Annotated in this window: 18 protein-coding genes and 1 pseudogene; 9 read left to right on the top strand and 10 right to left on the bottom strand. The window is 58.3% G+C overall.

Annotated features, from left to right (window positions below):
- Window positions 1-15 precede the first annotated feature (15 nt).
- A complete protein-coding gene (locus FEM41_RS21855; RefSeq protein WP_138098407.1) occupies window positions 16-753 on the top strand; it encodes a class I SAM-dependent methyltransferase in 738 nt (245 codons plus the stop codon).
- Here FEM41_RS21855 and FEM41_RS21860 read toward each other — a convergent pair.
- A complete protein-coding gene (locus tag FEM41_RS21860; protein WP_138098409.1) occupies window positions 750-1,652 on the bottom strand; it encodes an MBL fold metallo-hydrolase in 903 nt (300 codons plus the stop codon). The two genes, FEM41_RS21855 and FEM41_RS21860, sit on opposite strands and share 4 nt — an antisense overlap.
- A 79-nt stretch (window positions 1,653-1,731) precedes the next feature.
- On the opposite strand from FEM41_RS21860, the gene FEM41_RS21865 reads away from it, so the two are divergent.
- Window positions 1,732-2,664 carry a LysR family transcriptional regulator gene (locus tag FEM41_RS21865; RefSeq protein ID WP_138098411.1) on the top strand — a complete coding sequence of 311 codons (933 nt, stop codon included), beginning with the start codon at window positions 1,732-1,734 and terminating at the stop codon, window positions 2,662-2,664.
- Here FEM41_RS21865 and dusC read toward each other — a convergent pair.
- Window positions 2,624-3,583 (bottom strand): tRNA dihydrouridine(16) synthase DusC, encoded by a 960-nt coding sequence (gene dusC, locus FEM41_RS21870; RefSeq protein ID WP_138098413.1) that lies wholly within the window; start codon window positions 3,581-3,583, stop codon window positions 2,624-2,626. The genes FEM41_RS21865 and dusC overlap by 41 nt on opposite strands.
- Window positions 3,584-3,783: 200 nt before the next feature.
- Between dusC and FEM41_RS21875 the strand changes: the two genes are divergently transcribed.
- The 4 genes from FEM41_RS21875 (at window position 3,784) to sanA (ending at window position 6,723) form a co-directional block, all read left to right on the top strand.
- Window positions 3,784-4,185 (top strand): CidA/LrgA family protein, encoded by a 402-nt coding sequence (locus tag FEM41_RS21875; RefSeq protein ID WP_138098415.1) that lies wholly within the window; start codon window positions 3,784-3,786, stop codon window positions 4,183-4,185.
- Window positions 4,182-4,877 carry a CidB/LrgB family autolysis modulator gene (locus FEM41_RS21880; RefSeq protein ID WP_138098417.1) on the top strand — a complete coding sequence of 232 codons (696 nt, stop codon included), beginning with the start codon at window positions 4,182-4,184 and terminating at the stop codon, window positions 4,875-4,877. The genes FEM41_RS21875 and FEM41_RS21880 overlap by 4 nt, the downstream gene beginning before the upstream one ends.
- 130 nt (window positions 4,878-5,007) lie before the next feature.
- Window positions 5,008-5,907 carry a cytidine deaminase gene (gene cdd / locus FEM41_RS21885; protein ID WP_138098419.1) on the top strand — a complete coding sequence of 300 codons (900 nt, stop codon included), beginning with the start codon at window positions 5,008-5,010 and terminating at the stop codon, window positions 5,905-5,907.
- A gap of 96 nt (window positions 5,908-6,003) precedes the next feature.
- Complete coding sequence (gene sanA / locus FEM41_RS21890) at window positions 6,004-6,723, top strand: outer membrane permeability protein SanA (protein WP_138098421.1); 720 nt, start codon at window positions 6,004-6,006, stop codon at window positions 6,721-6,723.
- Here sanA and yeiB read toward each other — a convergent pair.
- Both yeiB and folE read right to left on the bottom strand, forming a co-directional pair.
- The gene (gene yeiB, locus FEM41_RS21895) at window positions 6,720-7,889 is read right to left on the bottom strand and encodes a DUF418 domain-containing protein YeiB (RefSeq protein ID WP_138098423.1); all 1,170 of its coding nucleotides are present in this window, start codon (window positions 7,887-7,889) and stop codon (window positions 6,720-6,722) included. The genes sanA and yeiB overlap by 4 nt on opposite strands.
- An 18-nt stretch (window positions 7,890-7,907) precedes the next feature.
- Entirely contained in the window at window positions 7,908-8,576 is a 669-nt protein-coding gene (gene folE / locus FEM41_RS21900; RefSeq protein ID WP_138098425.1) for a GTP cyclohydrolase I FolE, read from the bottom strand.
- Between the two features lie 263 nt (window positions 8,577-8,839).
- Between folE and fghA the strand changes: the two genes are divergently transcribed.
- The gene (gene fghA / locus FEM41_RS21905; RefSeq protein WP_138098426.1) at window positions 8,840-9,673 is read left to right on the top strand and encodes an S-formylglutathione hydrolase; all 834 of its coding nucleotides are present in this window, start codon (window positions 8,840-8,842) and stop codon (window positions 9,671-9,673) included.
- Here the strand turns inward: fghA and FEM41_RS21910 are convergent.
- From FEM41_RS21910 to yieE, 4 genes are all read right to left on the bottom strand, one after another.
- Complete coding sequence (locus tag FEM41_RS21910; RefSeq protein ID WP_138098428.1) at window positions 9,666-10,601, bottom strand: EamA family transporter; 936 nt, start codon at window positions 10,599-10,601, stop codon at window positions 9,666-9,668. The two genes, fghA and FEM41_RS21910, sit on opposite strands and share 8 nt — an antisense overlap.
- A 105-nt stretch (window positions 10,602-10,706) precedes the next feature.
- Entirely contained in the window at window positions 10,707-12,692 is a 1,986-nt protein-coding gene (gene cirA / locus FEM41_RS21915) for a catecholate siderophore receptor CirA (RefSeq protein ID WP_138098430.1), read from the bottom strand.
- A 329-nt stretch (window positions 12,693-13,021) separates the two neighbouring features.
- Entirely contained in the window at window positions 13,022-14,491 is a 1,470-nt protein-coding gene (locus FEM41_RS21920; protein ID WP_138098432.1) for an amino acid permease, read from the bottom strand.
- A gap of 138 nt (window positions 14,492-14,629) precedes the next feature.
- Window positions 14,630-15,499, bottom strand: coding sequence for a DNA-binding transcriptional regulator YeiE (gene yieE / locus FEM41_RS21925; protein WP_138098434.1), 870 nt, complete (start codon window positions 15,497-15,499; stop codon window positions 14,630-14,632).
- 127 nt (window positions 15,500-15,626) lie between these two features.
- Between yieE and FEM41_RS21930 the strand changes: the two genes are divergently transcribed.
- Window positions 15,627-16,673: a YeiH family putative sulfate export transporter gene (locus FEM41_RS21930; protein ID WP_138098436.1), complete on the top strand. Its 1,047-nt coding sequence runs from the start codon at window positions 15,627-15,629 to the stop codon at window positions 16,671-16,673.
- 64 nt (window positions 16,674-16,737) lie between these two features.
- On the top strand, window positions 16,738-17,583 hold the full coding sequence (gene nfo, locus FEM41_RS21935) for a deoxyribonuclease IV (RefSeq protein WP_138098438.1): 846 nt from the start codon (window positions 16,738-16,740) through the stop codon (window positions 17,581-17,583).
- A gap of 41 nt (window positions 17,584-17,624) precedes the next feature.
- Here nfo and fruK read toward each other — a convergent pair whose 3' ends face one another.
- Window positions 17,625-18,566, bottom strand: coding sequence for a 1-phosphofructokinase (fruK, locus tag FEM41_RS21940; protein ID WP_138098440.1), 942 nt, complete (start codon window positions 18,564-18,566; stop codon window positions 17,625-17,627).
- Window positions 18,563-18,901 (bottom strand): annotated as a pseudogene (locus FEM41_RS21945) (HPr family phosphocarrier protein); the annotation flags it as partial. The pseudogene FEM41_RS21945 and the gene fruK, both read right to left, overlap by 4 nt.
- Window positions 18,902-18,936: the final 35 nt, after the last annotated feature.

Here is an 18,936-nt window from a genome sequence, read left to right on the forward strand (position 1 = left end):
CTCTATGGAGTTTTTATGACCCAGAATGTCTATGACGATCCGCAATTTTTTGCGGGTTATGCCACCCTTGACCGTTCGACTCAGGGGCTGGAAGGCGCTCCTGAGTGGCCTTCCCTGCGCGCCCTGCTGCCGACTCTTACCGGAAAGTGTATTGCCGATCTCGGCTGCGGTTACGGCTGGTTCTGCCGCTATGCCCGGGAAGCGGGGGCCGCCAGCATCACCGGTTTCGATGTCTCACAGAAAATGCTGGAACAGGCCAGGGCCATGACGCCAGACGACGTTATCGCATGGCAGCATGCCGATCTGGAAACGCTGACGCTCCCCGAAAATTCGCTGGATCTGGTCTGGAGCTCCCTGACCCTGCACTATCTGAAAGCAATTCCGGCGCTGTTTTCCACCATCCACCAGGCGCTGGTTCCCGGTGGTATGCTGATCTTTTCCGCCGAGCATCCCATCTATACCGCACCGCTGGCGCCGGGCTGGGGCAGCGATGCCGAAGGGCGCCGCAGTTGGCCGGTTAACCACTACCAGCAGGAAGGCGAACGGGTCAACCACTGGTTTAACGCCGATGTCAGAAAGCAGCACCGCAAACTCGCCACCTGGATAAACCTGGTGCTGGCCAGCGGCCTTGAGCTGATTCATCTCGATGAATGGGGCCCAACGGCGGAGCAAATTGCCGCCGCGCCCCAGCTCGCCGAAGAGGCCGATCGCCCGATGTTTTTCCTGCTGGCCGCTCGTCGTCCTTACAATTAAAGCGGCTGCCACTGAAAGGCGCTGCCCTGATGCACCACGTGGCCCAACCCCGGGAAGGCAATATGAGGCGCGGCCACCAGGTCGCCTTCATCGGCAATCTGTTCCAGTATTCGCCTGCGGGTCTCTACCGCCTGACCACTATCCACATCGAAGCGAATCGCGACATCAGGCAGCGCAAACTGTACGGCGGCGGCGTGGATAATATCCCCCCACAACACCAGAGTCTTACCGCCCCGGGTCACCCGATACATGACGCTGCCTGGCGTATGCCCCGGCGCCGCCACGGCCTTGATGCCTTCAGGAAGTTGCGCCGGTGCGTTAAAGGTTCGCAACTTTCCGGCCGCCTGTACCGGCGCAAACGAGCGGCGTGACTCTTCAAAGGTGTGGCGCTCGGCTTCCGTCACCTCGTCGCCGTGGGCCGGATTGAGCCAGAAATCGACATCTTTCTTATCGACCCATACCGTGGCATTCGGAAACAGCAACTGTCCGTCGCGCTGTAGCCCACCGGAATGGTCGGCGTGAATATGGGTCAGCAGGATGGTATTAATGCTTTGCGGCGCAATCCCGGCGGCCCGTAGATTATCCACCAGCAGACCGCTGCTTTTCCCCATCAGCGAACCGGCTCCGGTATCGACCAGGATGCGCTGCTTCCCGGTATCAATCACAAAAGCATTAATCGCCGTCGGGGTGGGCGAAGGTTCCCCCGCCGCCGCCAGACGCTGGCGCAGAGTATCGGGGTGAATATTCTTCATCAGCTTTTCCAGTGGCACCTTAGCGCTGCCGTCAGAGACGGCGGTCACCTGCCAGTCCCCCAGTTTAAGGCCATATGCCGTTTGCGAGGTCGCGGCCTGAGCGGCTGCGGAAGCAGTCAGTACCATCAACGCCATTAACGTTTTCATCTTATCCTCCAACACAGTGAACAAACCTTGCTGAAGTATTGATGAATCGCTAGTATCACTCCAATTGATTGGAGAAATAATGACTATCAAAGAGAATGATTTCCGCAGAATAGACCTGAACCTGCTGATCGCCTTCGCGGTGCTGTTCCGCGAACAAAGCGTGTCGCTGGCGGCGGAAAAGCTGCACCTGGGGCAGCCTGCGGTTAGCGGCTCCCTGGCGCGTCTGCGGGAAATGTTCGACGACCCGCTGTTTATCCGCAGCGGCCACCGAATGCAGCCCACCGCCCGCGCCATGGAGCTGCACGGTGAACTGATGCCGCTGCTGGAACAGCTACAGTCGGCGCTGTTTCAGCGCCCGGAATTCAATCCAGCCCAGGCCAGCACCACCATTACGCTCGGTATGACGGACTGGGTGGAGATGTGGCTGATGCCGCAGATTCTGCCAGCGCTGAATAAGATGGCGCCAGGGATTCGACTGAGCGTGGTGGCGGCCGACCCGTTCAGCGATCCGGAGCGGCTGGAGGCAGGAGAGCTGGATATGGCTGTCAGCGTCGCCGCCGGTGGTCCGCGCTGGCTGGAGCGCGAAGCGCTGACCACCATGGGCTTTACCACGCTATGGCACCCGCAGCAGCTGGCGCTGGAAACGCCGCTGACCCTGGAGCAGTACGTCGAACATCCCCATCTGCTGGTGAGTTACCGCGAAGCGGCCAGCAGCCAGATCGATACCCTGCTCGGTAAGCAGAGCCTGCAACGGCGAATCTGCTATACCACACCGCACTTTGCGGGAATGCCCGGGCTGCTGGCGACCCTGCCCGCCCTGGCGACGGTGCCCGCCGGTCTGGCCGATGTGTGGCGTCACGGCGGTGGACTGTGCTCCAGTCCGCCGCCGCTGACTATTGCGCCGTTCGAACTATCGCTGCTATGGCATCAGCGCCACAGCAGCGATCCGGCACTAATGTGGCTTAGAGCGTTTATTCAATCCCGGCTTGCTGCGGGAGCTGCCAGCCGTTAATGACCTCTGATACCGCCCGGGAGGTCTGACAGGGGCGCACCGCGCTAAACAGATCCCCCGCTTCGGGGTAAGCCTTGCGCAGATAGCCCAGCCACTGTTTGATGCGCGCCAGGTGGTACAGACCGGTATCGCCCTGCTTTTCAAGGCGAGTATATTTGCGCAGCAGCTGTACCACTTCCGGCCATGGCATTGGCGCGGCGTTCTCTTTCACGACCCGGCTCAGATTGGGAACGTTAAGGGCGCCGCGACCAATCATTACCGCATCGCAGCCGGTCACCTTCATACAGGCCTGAGCGCTTTCCCAGTCCCAAATCTCGCCATTGGCGATAACCGGAATCGACAAACGACGGCGAATTTCGCCAATGGCTGGCCAGTCGATGCGTTCAGCCCGGTAGCCGTCTTCTTTGGTCCGCCCGTGTACCACCAGCTCGCTGGCGCCAGCCTGCTGTACGGCATCGGCAATTTCGAAGCGCTGTTCGCTGCTGCCCCAGCCCAGTCGCACCTTAACGGTCACCGGCAGATGGGCGGGAACGGCTTCACGCATCGCCTTCGCCCCCTGGTAGATAAGCTCCGGGTCCCGCAACAGCGTGGCGCCGCCGCCGCTGCCGTTTACCACCTTTGAAGGACAACCGCAGTTAAGATCCACCCCCCAGGAGCCCAGCTCCACGGCCCGGGCGGCATTTTCCGCCAGCCACTGGGGATACTGCCCCAGTAGCTGAATACGCACCGGGGTACCGCTGGGGGTGCGACTCTGGTGTTCCAGCTCCGGGCAGATACGCAGAAAAGACTTTACTGGCAAGAGTTTATCCACCACCCGTAAGAACTCGGTGATGCACAGATCGTAGTCATTCACTTCGCTGAGGAGTTCGCGCACCAGCGCATCGAGCACCCCTTCCATCGGCGCCAGTAATACCCGCATAAATCCGCCCGTTGAATAAAGAGGCGCTATGCTAGCGTTTCTGCCATGGGTAATAAAGTCTCTCTCGCCGCTGCGCATGACTTGCGTTCCGGCGTCAGGCAGGCCAGGAATAAAAGGTATGCCTGGAATTCATGTTGCTACCTGTATCACAGAATTGGATTTAATTGTATGATGAATGCGTTTCACTAAGGGTTAACGCCATGCACAAGACTTTAAAAATCATCTGGCACTACCTGCGGGCCTTTCTGCTAATTTACGCCTGTTTATATGCCGGTATCGCCATCGCCGCCCTGCTGCCTATTACGATTCCCGGCAGCATTATCGGTATGCTGATTCTGTTTCTGCTGCTGTCGCTGCAAATTCTGCCTGCCCAGTGGGTGAAACCGGGCTGCCATCTGCTGATTCGCTATATGGCGCTGCTGTTTGTGCCTATCGGCGTTGGAGTAATGCAGTATTTCGATCTGCTGCGCGCCCAGTTTGGACCGGTGGTGGTCTCCTGCGTGGTCAGCACTCTGGTGGTGCTGGTGGTGGTGAGCTGGAGCTCCCATTTAATTCACGGCGAACGCAAAGTCATCGGACAAAAAGAGGCAAATAACAAATGATCCACGATATCTGGTGGTCGCTTCCCCTGACGCTGATTGTCTTCTTCGCGGCACGCAGACTGGGGGGCTGGCTGAAAACGCCGCTGCTCAATCCGCTGCTGGTTTCGATGGTGGTGATTATTCCGCTACTGTTGCTGAGCGGCACCCCCTATGCGCACTACTTCCAGGGCAGCAAAGTGCTGAACGATCTGCTGCAACCGGCCGTGGTGGCGCTGGCTTTCCCGCTCTATGAGCAACTGCATCAGATTCGCGCCCGCTGGAAGTCGATTATCAGCATCTGCTTTATCGGCAGCGTGGTGGCGATGTTTACCGGTACTGCCGTCGCACTGTTGATGGGGGCGACACCGCAGATCGCCGCTTCGATTTTACCGAAGTCGGTCACTACCCCTATCGCCATGGCGGTCGGCGGCAGCATCGGCGGTATTCCGGCCATCAGCGCGGTGTGCGTGATTTTCGTCGGGATTCTTGGGGCGGTATTTGGCCATACTCTGCTTAACCGCATGCATATCAGCACCAAAGCCTCACGCGGTCTGGCCATGGGCACCGCCTCTCACGCACTGGGTACCGCCCGCTGCGCGGAGCTCGATTACCAGGAAGGCGCCTTTGGCTCTCTGGCGCTGGTGATCTGCGGAATCTTCACCTCGCTGCTGGCTCCCTTTATGTTCCCGGTAATCATGGCGCTGATGGGCTAAACTCTGCGCCGGTTCGCTTTTTACTGACGTTAATTTTCATTTGTTACATTAATAATTGGATTAAGATCACATATAGCTTCACAACAGCACCGTACACTACGGTTCCATTAAGCTGATTCGGAATCCTTTCATGCATTCACGTTTTCAGGTCGCACTCGACCAGATGCCTGCGCAACTGCACTCCGCGCTGGCACAACTTGTAGCCGATGACCACTTCCCCGCCATGTTCAGCGCTGCGGAAGCGGAGACCCTGAAGCGCCAGAGCGGACTGGATGATGATGCGCTGGCCTTTGCCCTGCTGCCGGTGGCCGCAGCCTGCGCCCGCACCGCCATTTCACGCTTTAACGTCGGCGCCGTAGCCCGGGGCGAAAGCGGCAACATCTACCTGGGCGCCAATATGGAGTTCCCGGGCACCACCATGCAGCAAACCCTGCACGCCGAGCAGAGCGCCATCGCCCATGCCTGGATGCGCGGTGAACGCCGTCTGGCGGCGATTACCGTCAACTACACCCCCTGCGGCCACTGCCGTCAGTTTATGAACGAACTGAACAGCGGTACCGATCTGCATATTCACCTGCCAGGGCGCCAGCCCGCTACTCTGGGCGACTACCTGCCGGATGCCTTCGGGCCGCGGGATCTCAATATCGCCACGCTGCTGTTAGATGAACAAGACCACGGCTATCCGCTGGAGGGTGATGCCCTGAGCCGGGCCGCCATCGCCGCCGCCAACCGCAGCCACGCGCCCTATAGCCAGTCGCCTTCCGGCGTGGCGCTGGAGATGCGCGACGGCACGCTGTTTACCGGCAGCTATGCAGAGAATGCCGCCTATAACCCCTCACTACCGCCGCTACAGGCCGCGCTAAACCTGATGTATCTGTGCGGCTACCAACCACAGGACCTGTTACGCGCCATTCTGGCCGAACTGCCGGACGGAACCCTGACCCAGTGGGAAGCTACGGTCGCGCTGCTGCGTACACTGGAGTGCCGCAGTCTCGATCGCGCCCTGCTCAGCCGATCGGCAAACGGCTGAAAATTAGCGCAACCGGACCCGCCCGAGTTGCGCCATTTCCACGGATAAAGTAGCCTTGGATAACCTTTTGATCCCCGATGCCGAGTCCGCAACTCCATGTTGAAGCGCCTGTTTTACAGCCTGTTGGTCATTATCGGCTTACTGCTGTTGTCCGTGTTTGCGCTGGACCGCTGGATGAGCTGGAAGACTTCCCCCTGGGTTTATGATGAAATTCAGGATCTGCCCCGCCGCCAGGTCGGCGTGGTGTTGGGCACCGCCAAGTACTACCGTACCGGGGTAATTAATCAGTATTATCGATACCGCATTCAGGGAGCGATTAACGCCTGGAACAGCGGCAAGGTGGATTATCTGCTGCTCAGCGGCGACAACGCGCTACAGAGTTACAACGAACCGCGCACCATGCGGCGCGATCTGATTGCCGCCGGGGTCGATCCCTCCGCCATCGTGCTGGATTACGCCGGTTTTCGCACCCTGGACTCCATCGTCCGCACCCGCAAGGTGTTCGATACCAACGACTTCATCATCATCACCCAGCGTTTTCACTGCGAGCGGGCGCTATTTATCGCCTGGCATATGGGCATTCAGGCCCAGTGCTATGCGGTTCCTTCCCCCAAAAATATGCTGACGGTACGCATTCGCGAGTTTGGCGCCCGCCTGAGCGCGCTGGCCGATCTCTATATCTTTAAACGCGAGCCGCGCTTCCTGGGACCGCTGGTGCCAATTCCGGCCACCCACGAAATCACCGACGACGCCCAAAACTATCCGGCGGTGACCCCCGAACAGCTGGTTGAGCTGGAAAAGAAACTTAAGCCTTAAGCGCCCGGATGTTTGTGTTTTTGCGCCAGGCGCACGCCCGCCGCCCTGGCGGTAAGCTGTCGCCACAGCCACTCAACCGGCCCCTGGCGAAAATGGCGCAACCACAGCAGCGAAAACAGCAGATTCACCGCCCATACCGCCGGAACAAAGGCCAACAGCTGTAGCCTGGTGAACTGCATAAACAGCCCAAAGCGATAGAACAGCGTGGTGCAGATCAGGGTCTGCAGCAGATAGTTGGTCAGCGCCATACGCCCCACGCAGACCACCGCCGCCGTCAGCCGGAAGCGAGCAAGCTTCGGCCAGTAGCCGAACGCCAGCGCGGCATAACCAATGGTCTGAAACGGCGCGCTCAGTTCACGCGGCGCCTGAAGAATAAAGGCACACCAGCGATAGTCCCATCCCAGGCGCCACTGAGCCACGATAGCGGGAATATTAATCGTCATCCCCAAAGCTATCAGCAGCCAGCCGCTGCGCCGGTAATGGGCCAGACTGAAACGCCCGGCCAGCCAGCCGCTGCGCATCAGCGCAGCGCCCAGCAGCATCATACCCGCCAGTTGCCAGCCATATTGCGCCCCCAGGGCCAGCAGACTGTCGCTTAACGACCCCAGACGCTGACTGACGGCTTCGCCGCCCTGAGCCAGTTTCCACAACTGTTCATACTGAAGCGCCGCGGCGCCCGGAACCCAGCTACGGTCGGAGCCGTTACCCTGAATACCGCCCAGCACCAGCAACACCGCCACGCCAATCAGGTATAGCAGCACGCCGGTATTGAACAGTTGACGAACGCCGTGGGCGTCACGCACCATACGCCAGCAGATAAGTCCCACCAGGCCGTAAGACAGCAGGATATCACCATCCCACAGCAGCACGGCGTGCAGAAACCCCAGCAGCACCAGCAAACTAAGGCGCGACTGAATCCAGCGCTTACCGCGCGCCAGCAGCATCTGCAACCCGGCGCCGAACAACAGCGCGAACAGCGTCAGGAATTTCACCTGGGCGAAGAGATCCAGCAACGCCCATGTCCAGGCATCGCTAAGGCTGATATGGCCAGCCCAGGCGGGATTCAGGTAGGCCGCCCTCGGCAAGCCGAAGGCGTTGATATTCAGGAGCAGGATGCCGAGAATGGCAACGCCGCGAATAAAATCCAGCGTGACATTTCTCTTCATCTTTCCTGCCTGGGGTGATTAGCCGTGGTGACGTACGGCGCGCAGGAACTCCTGGCGCGTATTCTGGCTCGACTTAAACAAACCGCCCAGCGAAGTGGTGGTGGTGGCGCTGGTGACGTCGCGAATACCGCGAGCCTTGACACAATAATGGACCGCATCGATGGATACCGCCACATTGTTGGTGCCCAGCAGAGTTTGCAGCGCCACCAGAATCTGCTGGGTCAGGCGTTCCTGAACCTGAGGACGGCTGGAAAAGAACTGCACAATACGGTTGATTTTCGACAGGCCGATCACCGTATCCTTCGGAATATAGGCGACGGTCGCTTTGCCATCGATAGTGACAAAGTGGTGTTCACAGGTGCTGGTCAGCGTGATGTCGCGCACCGTCACCATCTCATCCACTTTCATCTTATTTTCGATCAGGGTGATCTTCGGGAAGTTCGCATAGTCGAGGCCGGAGAAGATCTCATCCACATACATTTTGGCGATGCGATGCGGTGTCTCCATCAGGCTGTCATCGCTAAGATCGAGATTAAGCAGCTGCATGATCTCCGTCATATGACCGGCAATACGACTTTTACGGGTTTCGTTATCCAGCTCGTGCACCGGCGGACGCAGCGGTGTTTCAAGCCCGCGAGCGACCAGCGCCTCATGAACAAGGGCGGCTTCTTTACTGAGTGACGGCATTTGTTTTTCTCCTGCAGGTGTGGCTAATCTCCGCCTCATGGGACGGAGCGTGCGCTCATTGTGCGGCAGCGGGCGCACAGAATCCAGCGGCTACCCGAGATAATGGCTGAAATAGCTGCATTCTTTCAACCCCGGGCGCAACGGGGGAATGATGCGCTATTCCCGGCAGCGGGTGAAGTGAAACTTCCTCAGTCATCGTGAAATTTTGCCCCGCTGGCTGCTATGATGAAGGCCACCTGTGCGAGACAACATGGAGTCACCAGATGGAAAAAATTGAAGAGCATCGCTGTTTTGGCGGGCTTATGCAGCGCTGGCGCCACCCGTCAACAACGCTGGGCTGCCCCATGACCTTCAGCCTGTTCCTTCCGCCCGCCCGTGAAAGCGCGCCGCCGCTGCTGTGGTGGCTTTCTGGCCTGACCTGCAATGACGAAAACTTTACCACTAAAGCCGGCGCCCAGCGGATGGCTGCCGAACTGGGTATTGCGCTGATTATGCCGGATACCAGCCCGCGCGGTGAGTCTATCCCAAACGATGCCTCATACGATCTGGGTCAGGGCGCCGGTTTCTACCTGAACGCCAGCGAGCCCCCCTGGGCCAGCCACTATCGGATGTATGACTATCTGCGCGACGAACTGCCCGCCCTGGTGAACAGTCACTTCACGTTTTCCGGGAAGCAGGCCATTGCCGGTCACTCAATGGGCGGTCACGGCGCGCTCATTATGGCGCTGAAAAATCCGGGGCGCTTCTGTTCGGTTTCCGCCTTTGCCCCCATCGTTAATCCCTGCCAGGTCCCCTGGGGACAAAAGGCGTTTAGCGCCTATCTGGGCGCCGACGAAACTACCTGGCGCGAATGGGATAGCTGCGAACTGCTGGCCAACGCCCCCGACGAGGCCAGACTGCCCATGCTGGTAGACCAGGGCGATGCCGATACCTTCCTGGCAGAGCAGCTACAACCCGCCCAACTGGCCGAGGCCGCCCGAAGCCGTGACTGGCCGCTGGAGCTGCGCATCCAGCATGGCTACGACCACAGCTACTACTTTATCGCCAGCTTTATTGAGGAACATCTGCGTTTTCACGCGGGATATCTGTTTAAGTAGCATCCCCTGCCCCGCCGTCGTGCGGGGCATAACGCCCCTGCCTGCGGCGCGAATCCAGCGCTATCAGCATCACCGATGAGACAATCAGCAAGGTGCCGACCCAGTCCGGTACGGTGAAGACCACATTAAGCAGCAGCAGCGACAGCAGCGCGCTACTGAGCGGTTCTGCGCAGCTCAGGATACTGGCCCGCGGCCCGCCAATCACCTGCGCCCCCTTAAGGTAGAGGCTAAAGGTAATCGCAGTACCCACCACAATCAGATAAAAGAAGGCCAGCAACACGCTACCATCATTAGCTATCTGCACCGGCTGGCGCATATAGAAAGGCAGCAGAATCAATCCGCCCAGCAGCATGCTCCATCCGACCACCGGCAGCGTACCGTAGCGAGCGATAAGCCCCGACGAATAAGTGGTGTAAAAGGCGGCGGAGAAGGCTGAGATAATCCCCCACAGCAGCGCCGCGCCGGAAATAGTGAGCGAGGTGGGATTACCGTGGGTGACCAGCAGAAAAGTGCCCGCCAGCGACGTGATGATGGCTATCAACACAAACAGACCCGGGCGGCTCTTCTGAGTCAGCGCAAACCAGGCGACGATAATCGAAGGAGACAGGAACTGTAGCACCGTGGCCGTGGCGGCGTTGGATTTTTCAATGGTCACCAGAAACGAAAGCTGCACCAACAGCGCGCCAAACAGGGTAAAGAACAGCAGCCGGTACAGACTCGCGCGATCGGTAAAAATACGGAAGATGCGCTCGCCCTGCATAAACGCCAGCATCAGCAGAATCAGGCCAGAGAACAGCAGCCTTACCATGGTCAGCCACTGGGCCGATACCCGGCTGCTCTCCATAATATATTGCGCACACACCCCGGAACTGCCCCACAGCACGGCGGCGAACAGCACGCAGATGATCCCTTTTTTGGTCTGGCCCATGGTTGCTCCGCAGGCAGGAAAAGATGTCGGGCATGATAACGATAAAGCGGAGATTTTTTAAGAAAGAAAGGCCATGCCGATAAAAGACATGGCCCGACAGATTGATCAGAATCGATAATCCGCCGCCAGGAAGTAACGACGGCCATCCTCGTTGTAGCTGTAATCGTCGCGGTTCAGATCTTTATCGCCCAGGTTCAGCACCCCGCCACGCAGCTTCAGGTTCGTTGTCGCCTGCCAGGCTGCGCCGACATTCCAGATTGTGTAGCCGCCGGGCGTTGGGTTACCGCTGGTGATGGTACGGCGCTCGCCGGTGTAGTCAGCCTGAACGTAGAACGACCAGTCATCGACCGGCAGCCAGTCCAGCGTCGCATGAGCATTATGGAACGGCAGCTCTTCCAGCGGCTTATTACCGCCGCCGCTCAGATTGCGGCCATCGGTATAGGTGTAGTTCAGCGCCAGTTTCCACTGCTCGTTAAACGGCACTTTCAGCTCCGTTTCAACGCCGCGAATACGCGCCCGATCCACGTTGTAGTAGCGGAAGGCGGGCTTGCCATCGATCATGCCCACATAGTTAGGATAGGTCGGCGCCAGCCCGGCATTTGAGGTACGGCTGATGTTGATCATATCGTCAATATCATTCTGGTAGGCGGTGACGCTGGCGGTCACGCCCTCCAGCCAGCCCTCTTCGCCAGCATAGTAAAGCCCCAGTTCAAAGCTTTCGCTGGTTTCCGGCTTCAGATCCGCGCTCCCTACAACCTTACAGGAGCCGCGGCAGGAGTTGCTCTGCCAGTCCGGGCTAAGCTGCAACAGCGACGGCGCCTTGAAGGCCGTAGCCCACCCCCCTTTCACCGTTACGCTGTCTGTCGCGCTCCATACCAGATAGGCGCGCGGGCTCCAGTGATCGCCGTAGGTTTCATGATCGTCCATACGCAGGCCGGTAGTCAGGGCCAGCGGCTCAAACAGCCGCCATTCATCTTCGACAAACAGCGCATACTGGGTCGCGGAGGTGCTGCTACCGCCAGCGCCGCCGGTCAGATTCACCGAATCGCTCAGCTTATCGTGACGCCACTCGCCGCCCATGGTCAGCATATGGTTATATTCAGTGAGCGGCAGTACCAGCTTGCCATCCAGGGTATTGTTGCGTGACACAATTGGCTCGCTGTTGCCGGAATTGAGATTTTCCAGGCGATCGCCATAGAAGCGCAACTCGGTGTTGCCGAAGTCCCAACGGCCACGGTGCGATAGCGAGTAGTTCTGGCGCTCCATACGGTTTTTATCCAGCGAGTCCGAAGAGCGATCCTGACGATCGAAGCCGTAGCCGAAATCGATATCCTGGTTATCGGTGGGGGTCAGCGCAAATTCAACGTTAGCGCTACGGGCCGTGTAGCCTTCAATACGGGGCGATTCGCCGGTATCACTGGTGGCGGAGGGCTGCTGCTTATCTTTTTCGCGCTTGCCAAGGCTGCTCCAGAATTTTACCCCCAGTACATCGTCAATCACCGGGCCGGTGACAAACAGGCTACCGTTATAGCTATCGCCAAGGTCTCTGTCTTCCTGGACCGTGGTGTCCAGGCTGAGGCTGCCGTGCCAGGCACGCCCAACCTTACGGGTAATAATGTTGATAACCCCACCGAGCGCATCCGAACCATACAGCGAGGACATCGGACCGCGCACCACTTCAATGCGCTCAATGGCATCTACCGGGATCCAGTTCAGGTCAAAATCATTGTGGCGAAAGGCGGCATTGCGGGAGTTAACGCGCTTACCGTCGATCAGAATCAGGGTATATCCGCTATCCAGGCCGCGAATACTGACGCCCTGCCGGTTGTCCCCTTCATTGGTCAACTGGATCCCCGGCACTTCCTTCAGCACATCCTTCAGATTCTGCACCGGGCGGCGCTTGAGCTCTTCACCGCTGATCACGCTAATGCTGGCGGGAGCGTCTTTCAGATTCTGCTCCACCGCCGCGGCTGTGACTACCATCACATCTTCTTTCTTCCGCTCCGCGCCGGTTTCAGCCCAGACAGGCAGCATCAGCGAGGCGGCGGACAGGCACACGCCCCCCCGAACCACGGGATTTAACCTAAACATTCTTTTCTCCATGAGGTCAACAACGCAAACAAATCAAATTCACTCACACAGCAAAGTCATCGGAGCCGACGACGGTGGTTATCGCTCTGGTATCCGAACGGGTATTTTCCCGTTATTCAGACCCCGCCATTGACCGGGATTCCCCAGAGCGATCAATGGGTTTGGAGCAGACAAACATGCTTTTTTACAATTTTCGTAAAAGATAAAACAAATGATAATTGTTATCAATACCTTTATTAACAAGATGGAGAAAATGTGAATGTTGCAGATATGGAACACGGAAGGAAAAGATAAAAAAACGGGGCGCCGCAGCGCCCCGTTACTGGAACTTACTTCTTCAAATGGCTCGGGAACTCCATCTCGCTGTAGCGGACAAAGTGTGAACCTCTGACCAGCTTGTAGCCAAACCAGATAGCCAGGAACAGCGGAATGCCGATATAGGTGGCGGTTACGCCGACCCAGTCGATGCGATCCTGCAGGAAAGCTTCGTAATTCTGGCCCAGAGTAATAATCAGGCACAGAATAAAGGCGAAAATCGGCCCCAGCGGGAAGAAGCCGGAACGATATGGCAGAGAGTTAATATCATTGCCCTGCAGCACGTAACCGCGACGGAAACGATAATGGCTTATAGCAATACCCAGCCACGCAATAAAGCCGGTCATCCCGGAGGTGTTCAGCAGCCACAGGTAAACGGTCTGATTGCCGAACATCGAGGTCAGGAAGCACAGACCGGCCACCACCGTGGTGGCATAGAGCGCATTACGCGGCACCCCGCCCTTAGAAAGCTTCGAGAACACCTTAGGCGCCTTACCATCACAGGCCAGGGTGTAGAGCATACGCGTAGAGGCATACATCCCTGAGTTACCAGCGGACAGCACCGCAGTCAGGATAACCGCATTCATCAGCGCCGCGGCAGACAGCAGACCGGCATGCTCGAACACCAGGGTGAAGGGGCTGACGCTGATATCAGTGACGTCATTACGCAGCAGGCTCGGATCGGTATAGGGAATAATCAGGCTGATAATCAGGATAGCGAACACATAAAACAGCAGGATTCGCCAGAATACCTGACGCACCGCACGGGGAATATTTTTCTCCGGGTCAGCGGATTCACCGGCAGCAATACCAATCAGTTCGGTGCCCTGGAACGAGAAGCCGACAATCATCGCCACCCCGATCATCGCCGCAAAACCGCCGGCAAAGGGGGCGTCCCCGGTGCTCCAGTTTTCCCAACCAACAGGCTGCGCACCTTTGAAGATGCCCATAATCATCAGCAGGCCGGTGGCGATAAAGATGATAACGGTCGTCACCTTGATAAGCGAAAACCAGTATTCCGCTTCACCAAAGCCTTTTACCGAGATGTAGTTGAGCAGGAACATAATGCCCAGGAACAGAGCGCTCCAGATCCAGCCGGGGGTATCCGGGAACCAGTACGTCATCACCAGTTGCGCGGCCACCAGGTCAACGGCGATGGTCACCGCCCAGTTGTACCAGTAGTTCCAGCCCAGCGCGAAGCCAAAGCCCTCTTCCACGTACTTCTGACCATAGGTCGAGAAGGAGCCGGAAACCGGCATATAAGCCGCCAGCTCGCCAAGACTGGTCATCAGGAAGTAGACCATCAGGCCGATAAGAATATAGGAGAGCAGCGCGCCGCCCGGGCCCGCCTGAGAAATCGTTGCCCCGGAGGCCACAAACAGCCCGGTGCCAATTGAACCGCCAATGGCGATCATCGTCAAATGACGCGCTTTCAGTTCGCGCCGTAGCCCCGTCGGCTGTGTGCTGTTATCTTCAGAAACCATAGAAAAACTGTTGCTTATTCAAATAATGAGGCGCGATTGTAGCAGAAGTTATAAAAAGCGCCTGACGCAATTCATCGGTTATAAGATCGCTTCATGACAGCCGAAGAATTATAAGTAAAGCAGAAAATCGCGGTTCGGCTACACCGGTTCGCAGTAGCGTAAAAAGCGCTGCAACGCGCTGGAAATATGCTTCTGACGATGGTGAATACGATAGAGCGTGCGCACCAGGGTTGGCAGCGGAACGTCCAGCGCCACCAGAGTGCCGTTATCAAGCTGCTCTTCAATGACCCGACGCGACAGACAGCTTACTCCCAGCCCATTGCGCACCGCATGTTTGATAGCCTCAGAGTTGCCCAGCTCCATGCCCGGTCGAAAATGCGGCAGATGGGAAAGCAGAAGATAGTCGACAATCTCGCGGGTGCCGGAGCCCTGTTCGCGCAGGATCCACGGCGCGGCCGCCAGCTGCTCCAGGGTTACCGCCCCCTGAGCCAGCGGCGATGTCGGCGCAACAAAAACCACCAGTTCATCTTCCAGCCAGGGTTCGGTCACAATGTCGGCCATATGGCAGGGCCCTTCAATCAGGCCAATATCGACCCGAAAATCGGCCACCGCGTTAATCACGTCCTGACTGTTGCCAATACTGATATCCAGCGGCAGATCGGGAAAGTCACGGCGGTAGCGGGCAACCACTTCCGGCAGAATATAGTTACCGATGGTGCTGCTGGCACCGACGCGAATCGCCCCTACATCATTATGAAACAGTTGCTCAATTTCCCCCGCCTGCTCCAGCAGGCCCACGGCCTGGGGATACAGCAGTCGCCCGTGCTCATTCACCACCAGCCGCTTACCAACGCGATCGAACAGTCGGACCCCAAGCTGCCCTTCCAGGTCGGCCAGTGCGGCGCTCACCGCCGACTGGGACAGCGAGAGCACCTGAGAGGCCTGGGTGGTGGAACCGCTCTTCAGGACTTCGGCAAAGACCTCGAGCTGACGCAGTGTGATATGCATAGAATCCCCATCATGTCGACCCAAATGGCCGACTTACTACTTATTCAGATTAATTATAAAGATATAATCAATTTTATATTTATACCAGTCAGGAGTAGGCTTCTCCCCATACTTTGGGAGGAAATCCATGACGACTTCGACATTATCTACGCCGCACCGTACGCTGTGGCACTTTGCGCCAGGGCTGCTGCTGAGCGCCCTGATTGCCGCTATCGCCCTATGGGGAGGCAACATTCCCCAGGTGGCAGGCGCCGGGTTCAGCGCCCTGACGCTGGCCATTCTGATTGGCATGGTCGTGGGCAACACCCTCTACCCTAAAGTATGGCGCCAGTGCGACGGAGGGGTACTTTTTTCTAAGCAGCATCTGCTGCGCCTGGGGATCATCCTCTACGGCTTCCGGTTGACCTTTGCCCAGATCGCCGACGTCGGGGCGAGCGGGATCGTTATCGATATTCTGACCCTGTCGAGCACCTTTGGTCTGGCCTGCCTGCTGGGTCAGCGCCTGTTCGGTCTGGATCGCCAGACCAGTTGGCTGATTGGCGCGGGCAGCAGTATCTGCGGCGCGGCGGCGGTACTGGCCTCGGAGCCGGTAGCCAAAGCGGAGGCCAGTAAGGTCACCGTGGCGGTGGCGACCGTGGTGATCTTCGGTACTCTCGCCATCTTTATCTATCCGGCGCTATGGCCGCTGCTCAGCCACTGGTTTACCCCGGAGGCTTACGGCATCTATACCGGTTCAACAGTACATGAAGTGGCCCAGGTCGTTGCCGCCGGTCACGCCATCAGCCCGGAAGCGGAAAACAGCGCCGTCATCGCCAAGATGCTGCGGGTGATGATGCTGGCCCCCTTCCTGCTGCTGCTGGCAGGACGGGTGAAACAGCTGGCCCCTGCCGGCCAGCAGGAGAAGAGCAAAATCACTATTCCGTGGTTCGCGGTGCTATTTATTGTGGTGGCGATATTTAACTCCTTCCACCTGTTGCCGGATGCGCTGGTGCAAGAAATTGTGGCGCTGGATACCGCACTGTTGGCCATGGCGATGGCGGCTCTGGGGCTTACCACCCACGTCAGCGCCCTGAAAAAGGCCGGGATGCGCCCGATGCTGCTAGCGCTTATCCTGTTTATCTGGCTGATTGTCGGCGGCGGCGCCATTAACCTGGCGGTGCAGCACATCCTGTAAGATTTTTGCCGGTCGAACCGCTATCATAGGCGCTTCCCTACGGGACGACCGGAGAACAAAGATAATGAAGTATATTGGAGCGCACGTGAGCGCGGCCGGCGGCCTGGAGAATGCCGCCATCCGCGCCGCAGAGCTGAAGGCAACCGCCTTCGCCCTGTTTACCAAAAATCAGCGCCAGTGGCGCGCCGCCCCCCTGAGCGATGAAACCATCGAAAACTTTAAGGCGGCCTGTAGCAAGTACCACTTTGGCCCCGGCCAGATCCTGCCCCATGACAGCTACCTGATTAACCTGGGCCACCCGGTTCAGGAGGCACTGGAAAAATCCCGCGCTGCCTTTATTGACGAAATGCAGCGCTGCCAGCAACTGGGGCTTTCACTGCTGAACTTTCACCCCGGCAGCCACCTTAAACAGATTTCCGAATCGGAATGCCTGGCGCGTATCGCCGACTCCATTAATATCGCGCTGGAGCAGAGCGAAGGCGTCACGGCGGTTATCGAAAACACCGCCGGTCAGGGCAGCAACCTGGGATTTCGCTTTGAGCAACTGGCGGAAATTATCGAAGGCGTTGAGGATAAGTCACGGGTGGGGGTCTGCATCGATACCTGTCACGCCTTCGCGGCAGGCTATGACCTGCGCACCGAAGAAACCTGCGCAGAAACCTTTGCCGATTTCGAACGGACAGTGGGATTTGAGTACCTGCGGGGCATGCACCTGAACGACGCAAAGAGCGAATTCGCCAGCCGGGTGGATCGCCACCACAGCCTGGGTGAAGGCAATATCGGCCATACCGCCTTTCGCTGGATCATGCGCGATCCGCGCTTCGACGGCATTCCACTGATTCTGGAAACCATTAATCCGGATATCTGGGATCAAGAAATTGCCTGGCTGCGCGACCAGCAGAGCGACTGATCGTCATACAATAACGGGGCCCAAAGCGGGCCCCGCGCCATTCAGCCATTGAACGGATTGAGTTCCACCTTCGCCATCATGGCCGCCAGCCGGGTACGATCGCTGACGCCCACATTGCTCTGGCTCACCGCCAGCGCCGCCACCGCCGTCGCCAGACGCAGGGTATGTTCGCTGGTTTCGCGCATCAGCAGGCCGTAGATCAGGCCGCCGACCATGGAGTCTCCGGCACCGACGGTACTGACCACGTCACAGGCGGGCGGTCGGGCTATCCAGGCGCCCGAGGCGTTGACCCAGAGCGCGCCTTCGGCCCCCAGCGAAATCACCACGTGGGCTATCCCCTGCTCGCGTAGCTTATGGGCCGCTTCCACCACGTCCTGCATACTTTCCAGCGGTCGCCCGGCCCAGATCTCCAGCTCCCGACGATTGGGCTTCACCAGCCATGGCGCCGCTTTAAGACCGGCCTTCAGCGCTTCGCGGCTGCTGTCGAAGATAATGCACGGGCACTGGCGGCGCAGGCGTATCATCCAGTCGGTAAAATCATCGGGGTGTACACCCACCGGCAGGCTGCCGCTGACGCACACCATATCAAACTGCCCCAGCCAGCTCAGGGAGTCAGAGACAAAACGCTCCCAGTCGGGACGAGTCACTTCAAAGCCGGAGAAGTTAAGATCGGTCACTTCACCATCTTTTTCCGTCATCTTAACGTTAATACGGGTACGCCCCTGCACCACCTGGAAGCGGTTGGCGATACCCAGCTCGCTAAACAGATGCTGGAAACCTTCCTGATTCTCTTTACCCAGAAAACCGCCAACGGTGACATCGATGCCCAGGTCCTTCAGCACTTTAGCAACGTTAATACCCTTTCCCGCAGCGTGCAGACCGGTAGTCCGCACCAGGTTTACCTCACCACGCTCAATCTCTTCACAAAACCCCACCAGATCATAGGCCGGATTCAGGGTGATGGTGGCAACGCGTCTGGTCATGCCACTCCCTCCCCCAGGCCGCTGGCGATACCGTCACCTATCGCTTTTAGCATCGGTGACGCATCCTCGCCACAGGCGGTAAAACGCAGACGGTGTCCCTTTTTCGCGCCCAGCGCGACTATCTTCATCAGGCTACGGCCGCTGGCCGCCCTGCCCGTTCCGTCAAGGTTTGTCACGGTAATGTCACTCTTAAACTGTTTGATAATATTGACCAGTACGGCGCCCGGACGGGCATGAATACCGTATTCGTTACGTACTACAAAATCGGCAGTCTGCGGCGCCGCTTCATCCCGGGTCAGTAGCGCCAGCAGCCCTGCCGGGCAGGCCCGCAGCAGACGTTCGCCTTGCTGCTGGCTTAGCAGAGAGCTCA

The organism is Jejubacter calystegiae (assembly GCF_005671395.1).
GTDB classification, from domain to species: domain Bacteria; phylum Pseudomonadota; class Gammaproteobacteria; order Enterobacterales; family Enterobacteriaceae; genus Jejubacter; species Jejubacter calystegiae.